This is a genomic window from Algoriphagus boritolerans DSM 17298 = JCM 18970 (genome assembly GCF_900108085.1).
GTDB classification, from domain to species: Bacteria; Bacteroidota; Bacteroidia; order Cytophagales; family Cyclobacteriaceae; genus Algoriphagus; species Algoriphagus boritolerans.
Map to the genome: position 1 here is coordinate 165,851 of NZ_FNVR01000007.1, position 7,483 is coordinate 173,333.

The 7,483-nt window shown below is 44.0% G+C and carries 6 protein-coding genes; all 6 read left to right on the forward strand.

What is annotated here, in order from left to right:
* Positions 1-5: 5 nt before the first annotated feature.
* Positions 6-998 carry an AAA family ATPase gene (locus C4S61_RS09065; RefSeq protein ID WP_103924474.1) on the forward strand — a complete coding sequence of 331 codons (993 nt, stop codon included), beginning with the start codon at positions 6-8 and terminating at the stop codon, positions 996-998.
* Entirely contained in the window at positions 988-1,854 is an 867-nt protein-coding gene (locus C4S61_RS09070; protein WP_103924475.1) for a DUF58 domain-containing protein, read from the forward strand. The genes C4S61_RS09065 and C4S61_RS09070 overlap by 11 nt, the downstream gene beginning before the upstream one ends.
* Complete coding sequence (locus C4S61_RS09075) at positions 1,854-3,011, forward strand: BatA domain-containing protein (RefSeq protein ID WP_103924476.1); 1,158 nt, start codon at positions 1,854-1,856, stop codon at positions 3,009-3,011. Before C4S61_RS09070 ends, C4S61_RS09075 begins: the two co-directional genes overlap by 1 nt.
* On the forward strand, positions 3,008-5,185 hold the full coding sequence (locus tag C4S61_RS09080; protein ID WP_103924477.1) for a hypothetical protein: 2,178 nt from the start codon (positions 3,008-3,010) through the stop codon (positions 5,183-5,185). Before C4S61_RS09075 ends, C4S61_RS09080 begins: the two co-directional genes overlap by 4 nt.
* On the forward strand, positions 5,182-6,804 hold the full coding sequence (locus C4S61_RS09085) for a hypothetical protein (protein WP_103924478.1): 1,623 nt from the start codon (positions 5,182-5,184) through the stop codon (positions 6,802-6,804). The genes C4S61_RS09080 and C4S61_RS09085 overlap by 4 nt, the downstream gene beginning before the upstream one ends.
* Positions 6,805-7,219: 415 nt before the next feature.
* The coding region (tnpA, locus tag C4S61_RS09090; protein WP_103924479.1) for an IS66 family insertion sequence element accessory protein TnpA at positions 7,220-7,483 on the forward strand (264 nt) is incomplete at its 3' end.

Below are 7,483 nucleotides of genomic sequence, written 5' to 3' on the forward strand. Positions count from 1 at the left end.
ACCTATTGGAAACTGACCTAAAACACTACCAAAACCTGGTAGATAAGCTTCCCAAGCTGAAAAAAGAAATTGCTAAAGTCATCGTCGGACAGGAAGAAGTGCTGGATGAGGTGATCATTACGCTGTTGGCTGGCGGTCACTGTCTGCTCGAAGGTGTTCCGGGTTTGGCAAAAACGCTGATGGTGAAAACCCTTTCGGAGGTAATGGAAATGAGCTTCAAGCGCATTCAGTTTACACCGGATTTGATGCCCGGTGACATCATCGGAACGGAAATTCTGGAAGAAGATCACAGTACAGGAAAGAAGTTTTTTCAGTTTTCTCAAGGGCCCATTTTCGCAAATATGGTTTTGGCCGATGAGATCAACCGAACTCCGCCCAAAACCCAAGCGGCTCTATTGGAAGCGATGCAGGAAAAAGTGGTGACTTATGGTGGAAAAAATTATCCTTTGCCCATTCCGTTTTTGATCATTGCTACGCAAAACCCCATCGAGCAGAGCGGAACCTATCCACTTCCTGAAGCGCAATTGGACCGCTTTTTACTCTATATCAAATTGGGCTACCCAAGCGAGCAGGAAGAACTGGAAGTGCTGGAAAAAACAACAGGAACTTACAAACCGATAATCGATAAAATCATTTCTGCCGAAGAAATCATTCAACTGCAGCAATTGACTCGAGAGATTCATTTGGATTCAGCGCTTTTGTCCTACATCACCAGGCTGATTCGGGCGACTCGATTGGAGAATTCTACGGTACCCGAAGTCAAATCCTATGTGGAGTGGGGTGCAGGCACGCGTGCCGGTCAGGCTTTGATTCTCTGTGCCAAAGCTCGGGCAATCCTCAAAGGACGCTATGCGGTGATTCCTGAAGATATCCAGTATTTGGTGTATCCTGTGCTCAGACATCGGATTTCCCTTCATTTCAAAGCTGAGGCGGAGCAAATTGACACGGATTTTATCATTTCAAAACTAGTCGAACAAGTACCGGTTCATGCCAAGTAATCTGGAGATCATCAAACTCAACGACCTGAGACTTTCGGCACGGCTGATCAGCCAACAGCTGAGGCAGGGTATCCATTCGGGCATCCGGGTGGGAGTGGGGAGTGAGTTTGAGCAATACCGACACTATCGTCCGGGCGATGATCTCAAGCGGATCGACTGGAAGTATTTTGCCCGATCCGGCAAATACATGGTCAAGGAATCGACTACAGAAAGTACTCTTCACATCAGCTTGATTTTAGATCTTTCTGGATCAATGAATTATGTGGAAAATGGCTTTTCCAGATTGGATTACGCGAAAAACCTCCTGGCATCCTTAGCTTATCTTGCTTATTTACAAGGTGATTCTTTAAGCTATTTTACCTTGAAAGAGGGGCAGTTTACTCAAAAAGTCGCTCCGACTCCCAAGAGTTTTCAGCGGATATTGTACCACTTGGAGTTAGAAAGGGCGATTGGCACCTGGCCTGGGGACGTACCAATTCCACTTCTTCCCACAGGCCGAAATCGTGAATTGATCGTGTGGGTTTCGGATTTTCTTCAGAAAAATGGAGAGTGGGAATACCTGGTGGATCAATTTCGCCATCCCAGAAAAGAACTTATGCTTATCCAACTTTTGGGCGAACAAGAACTCGACTTTAATCTTCAGGGAAATCTGCTTTTTAGGGATTTGGAAACCGGAATGGAAATGGTACGCGATGGGCAGGTGTTGAAATCCGAGTTCAAGAAGAACTTCCAGTCCTATTTGGATCAGTTGGATGCAAAGTTTCAGCAACCGCAAGTCCACCTTTTGCGGGAATCCATCCAGACTCCCTTAGCCACGCTTGCCCGCAAGATATTAAACCTTAAACGAATGTCCTGATGGAGTTTCTTCAGCCGATTTTCTTTTGGGGTCTATTGGGAATTTCAGTTCCGGTCCTGATTCACCTTTGGAATGGGCGAAAAGGAAAAGTCCTGGACTGGGCAGCTATGAATTGGCTTAACGCGCAGGCATCCCAATCCAGTCGATCCTTCAAACTGGAGCAATTGCGGCTTTTAGTACTCCGAGTTCTGATTTGGACATGTTTGGTTTTGCTTGCTGTCGGACTTTGGTTTGATTTTTTGGAAAAAAGCGAATCCAAACCCATTGTTCACCTCATTCAGCCAAATGCTGCTGTTGAGTCTGAATTTCGCTTCGAAATTGAGCAGGCGCTGGAAAAGGGGGAGCAAGTAATTTGGTTTGCAGAAGGATTGCCTGACTATGAGGTTGGACAAATCTCTGAGGGAAATTTGAAAAAATTTGATGTTCAAAAGGCCTTGGATCTGCTTCCCAAGCACTTGGATTCGCTACATTTTTATGTCTCTGGACTGGAAAATGACTTTGGTTCAAAATTGCTTTTTGTTCCCGAAATTCCACTTTTACATAAGTCGACCTCGGATAAAAGGACCTATTCCAAAGCCAAAATTGGCATCGATTCGACTCGATTTCTTTCTGTGAGTGAGCTTGGTTTGCTCCAGCTCGACACCGCCGAAAAGATTACTGATCCGGTATTTTCCGGACCGATTGAATTCAGTATTTCTTTAAGCAACCAGGAGAAAAAAAACCAGCTTTTGGCCGCTTTTGAAGCCATAGAGGAAGTTTATGGGCTTACCTTTTCGGAAGTTTCCGAAGGAGGTAAATTGATCTTAACCGATCAAACCCAGGAAGTAATTTCAAAAGAAAAGCTTTATTTATTGGTGGAATCCGGGGATGGTATTTTACCTCAAAACGTCATTCATTTAGAAAAGCAATCCGGTTTGACTTGGGAGGAACTGATCGAAAAGGGTTTGCTCCCGGAATTGATCCTGGCTCCTCTGGTTCACTTTCTTGGAATTCATTCCCAAGAAAAAAGGTTAACAATCAATCAACTGGCACAACGATTTGTCCAAATTCCTGAATCGAAAAGGACTGCATTACCCAATACAGCAGTGCTTCTTCTGGTTCTTTTCCTGATCCTTTTTGGGCTGGAACGTTTCTATGCTTATCGCCTTAATCTGTGAACAAACTCAAGCAATCCATTCGGGCTCTGGAGTTGCAATTGCAACTGAATGCCTTGGCAAAAGCCTTGGTCTTGGGGATGGTTCTTGGATTTTTGGCTTGGGTTTTTGGAGCCGCACTGTGGATCATCGGTGGACTTTTACTTATCGGGTTTATTGGTTTTTCCTGGTTTTTTGGAGCCTTTCGAAGCCAACGAAAATGGGCTGTCCAGCTTTTACATCAGGAAGTGAGCGATCTGGAATTCAGTCTTGAACTCCTGAATAAATCTTCCTTTACCATTGCGGATCAACTTCAAATTGAGCGGATATCAGGTCGGATACCGCCCAATTTGTGGGTAGTTCAACGGGGTTTGATGCCGTATTTTTTTGGCTTGATTTTGCCGGTTTTGATTTATACCGGAAGGGGATTTTTGGATTTTTCAGGAAATCAAATCAACCAAGAGGGGCGGTTTAAAGTAGTCGAAACCGCTGTTTCTACAGCAAGTGATCAAACGATCAGCTTAAGCCAAACCCGATTGACCATTCAGCCGCCGGCGTACACCAAAATTGCAGGATCTGTTCAACAGGAACTTGAAGCAAAAGCAATCAAAGGGTCTCAATTGACATGGGAAATCGGCTTTACAGACAGTTCAGATTTGGATGTTTTTCTGCTCAATTCGGTAGGGGAAAAGCTTCTGTTTTCCCAAAAGAATCAATATTTTGAATTGAGGGAGGAGTTAAATAATTCAGGAATATATTCGATTCAGGCCTTTCGGGATAGTGTGAAGGTTTTTGAAAGTGATTTTTACACGCTCGAAGCGATTTGGGATCAAAGCCCTCAGCTCATTCCTGAAGAAAAGGAAATCTACCGTTATCATTTTCCGAAAAATCCTTCTACACTAAATCTGAAGGCCAAAGTCAGTGATGACTTTCAGGTGAAGGAAGTTTATCTAGTTGCGACTTTAGCAAGAGGAAAAGGTGAAAATGTGAAGTTTCGGGAAACGCGATTCCCTGTTTTGACTCAAGCTTTCAAAGAAAAAGAAGCAAGCTATCTGTTGGATTTCAAAACCTTGGATTTTCAGCCCGGTGACGAACTCTATTACTATTGGGCTGCAGTGGACAATAGACAACCTGTCGCGAACCTTTCCCGCACCGACACCTACTTTATCCAATATGTGGATGAAAACGACCAAAGTGATGTAGCAATGGAGGGAATGGTAGTTCAGTTTCTTCCGGAATACTTCCGCAGTCAGCGGCAGATCATCATTGATACTGAGAAACTACTCGCTGAGAAGTCAAAAAAGACAGCTAAGGAATTCGGATTTACTTCCAATGAAATCGGATACGATCAAAAGCTCCTTCGCCTTCGCTATGGACAATATTTGGGTGAGGAGTTTGAATCGGATGCCGGAGGAGGAACGATTGAAGAAGGCGGAGATTTACTGAGCGGATACATGCATTTGCACGATCAGGAGAGCGAAAATGAAGTTGAGGTAGGTGAGTCTCATGAAGGTCACTCCCATGAAGAGGAACCTGCAGAGGAGTCTTCCAAAGTAGACGGAGGAATCGAGAGTTTGCTGAGCGAGTATATGCACTCGCATGATTCAGAGGAAGTGAATACCTATTTTGAGCAATCCACAAAAGGTGCACTGAAGGCTGCCTTGGAGCAAATGTGGCAAGCAGAGCTTTATCTGAGGCTTTTCGAACCTGAGAAATCGCTTCCATTTCAATACAAGGCGCTGGAATTACTCAAAACTGTTCAGCAGAAATCAAGGGTTTATGTGAAGCGTACCGGCTACGATCCGCCTCCCATTAAGGAGCAGGAAAAGCGTCTTACGGGCGAGTTGAAAGACTTGGATGCCCGAATGAAAAAGGAGTTGGTTGAGTTGGAAAAGCAAATCGAACCGCTGGCGTCTAGGGTGTTGGGGATGCTACCCAAGCCAACTTTGTCAACCCAAGACCGTGAAACTGTCCATGAACTCGGAGAAATATGGAGCAGACGCATGGAATACACCGGGATGAACGATTTGAAATTGCTTTTGCATCTGCAGGAATTGGAATCGGGAAGATTGGAGGAAAAGGGTAGGAATGAACTACGGGAAAAACTCTATCCTTTTGCAGGAAGCTATAAAAAAACTGACGCATCTTATTTGGCTCCAAATTCATTGAAAGAAGCATTTCGGAAGAAAGTACAATGATGGAATTTAATCCGATAACTTCTTGGCCCATTCTATTGGGAATTATTTCCCTGGCTGCACTTGCAGGTGGGATTCCTGTTTTTTTTCAATTCAAAAACGGAATTACAACTCAAAGAATCTGGATTAAATCAGGATTACTCATTCTTTTTCTTTTGTTTTTCGGATTTTTCCTCCTCCAGCCAAGCCGACCAGTTTCTGAAAATGATAACTCGATTCTGGTTTATTCAGATGAAGTAAATCGGGATCTTGTGAGGTTTTGGCAGGATAGTTTGGAGGTCAAAAGGACAGTCTCTATTGAAGATTATCGGGAGTCAGGAGACCAAGTTTTTCTTTTGGGAGAAGATTTTTCAAAGGAATCAATTTATCCGTTCCGTAATCAATCAGTCAGCTGGATTTTGCCTGAATCGGATCGACAAATCAGCGATTTATCCTGGAAAGGTTATGTGAGAAAAGGAGAGCTTCAACGGCTCAGTTACCGCATTTTTTCAGAAAAAGACAGTGCTAAACTCAATTTGCAACAAGGTGAAATCGAACTGGCCAAAAGCGTTCTGGCCAAGGGTTGGAATGCTGGTGAACTTGAATTTCAAACCGCAGGGCAGGGGAAAATGGAAGTTCCACTTCTGATAGATGGAGATTCCGTGGCAATGTTGCGCTATTTTATTGGACCGTCAGTTTCCAAGATATACCATTTTCAGTTTTCATTTCCGGGGCAGGAAGTTCGGGTGCTGAGTCAATGGCTGGAGAGCAAGGGGGAAAAAGTAAGTCAGGAAATCCGACTATCGAGAGCTACTGTTTTGGAAGGAGGAATTCCTAATTCCGATTCCCTGCAAATTCGCCTGATCGATCCTCAGCAATTGGAATTAAAGTCACTTCAGGATTGGGTAAAGACTTCTGAAGGAGCTTTGGTAGTCATGAACCTTTCCAAACCAGAAGAAACAGTCGGTCAAATCAATCGGATGTTTGGGACGGATTTTCAATTGCAGCGGACAGGGCAGGGGGAGAGTAGAACTCTTGAGAATCAATTGGAAGCAGTTCCATTTAATTGGGTTGAGAAAAATGGTCAGAAAGTGCCTGGAGATGCAGCAATTGCAGTTCAGCGAGTTGGGGGTGTACAAATTGCGATCAGCTTGTATTCGTCTACTTTTCCGATGCTTCTTCAGGGAAATGAGAAGGGTTATGAGGCGATTTGGGGAGGGTTATTTGGAGTTTTGGAACCCGAAGAACCTCAGTCTTGGAAGATTTCCGCTCCGGTATTATCGGGAATTTCGGCAGAACTTCAATTGAATAAAACCGACAGTATTCCGGAGTGGATTTACAGTGCTGTGGATTCGGTGAATCTTGTTGGAGCTTTGACCAATCCGTATTTGGCAAAAGGAAATTTCCAGTCAGATTCTGTGGGTTGGGTGGATTTTGGAGATGATTTTTCGATTTATGTCTATGGCCAAAATGAACTGCCAAGCCTTTATGCAGGTGCTTTGGTTAAGCCTTTAACTTTTCGGGTGGAAGGTGAAAAAGGTACTTCCGAGGACAGTTACATCAAGATTTCCAATTGGTTTTGGTTGATTGGGATGCTATTGAGTTTGGGTTTGATATGGTTGGAGCCGAAGGTTTATTTGTAAATTTTTTTACCTCGGAGTTCACAGAGGAAAAATAAGAGGGCACGGTGTTTTTTTCTTTATGAAACTGTTGGTTTTTCAATGATCGTATTTTGGGTGTTCGGATATCAGCACGTAGCCAAATAAAAAATGGCTAGATCACCAGTTTAACGTTACTTTGTCCGATAGCTGTCGGCCAGTGGATCGTCGTCTGTGGGCGTGTATCAGCCCGGTTTATACCAAAATTCTTTCAACGTGCATCTTTGCGGATACACATGTTTTGTATTTCTATTTTACCTTAAGTTCAACCCGCTTCGGGGTTGTTGTAAACCATCTCGATCTTCAATTCCCTAGGTTTCACCTTGGGCTATTCAGATGTTCGTATCCCTCCGACGAACTGCATCTTGATGCGCTTTGAATTCTGAGCTAAAGTTGCGGGATGAAAAAGACGAGTATCGAAACCTACTATGAGCTGTTTTACAGGTGGCAGCGATCCGGATTGAGTAAAGCAGCTTTTGCAGATCGAGAAGGGATTTCAAAAGTGAGTTTTTATGCTTGGTGCAAAAAGTTTGAAACCAAGCCCGATTCCCAGGATGCTTCCACCGGTTTTACCAGAATCGAACTGGCTGAGTCCGCTTCTCAGTCAGCGGTGGCCAAGATCAGCTATCCAAGCGGAATCAGTGTGGAGCTGTTTGGGTCTTTT

Bases quoted from the DNA above. Each gene is read 5' to 3' on its own strand.
- C4S61_RS09085 (WP_103924478.1), top strand. From the start codon at position 5,182: ATGATGGAATTTAATCCGATAACTTCTTGGCCCATTCTATTGGGAATT.
- C4S61_RS09070 (WP_103924475.1), top strand. From the start codon at position 988: ATGCCAAGTAATCTGGAGATCATCAAACTCAACGACCTGAGACTTTCG.
- C4S61_RS09075 (WP_103924476.1), top strand. From the start codon at position 1,854: ATGGAGTTTCTTCAGCCGATTTTCTTTTGGGGTCTATTGGGAATTTCA.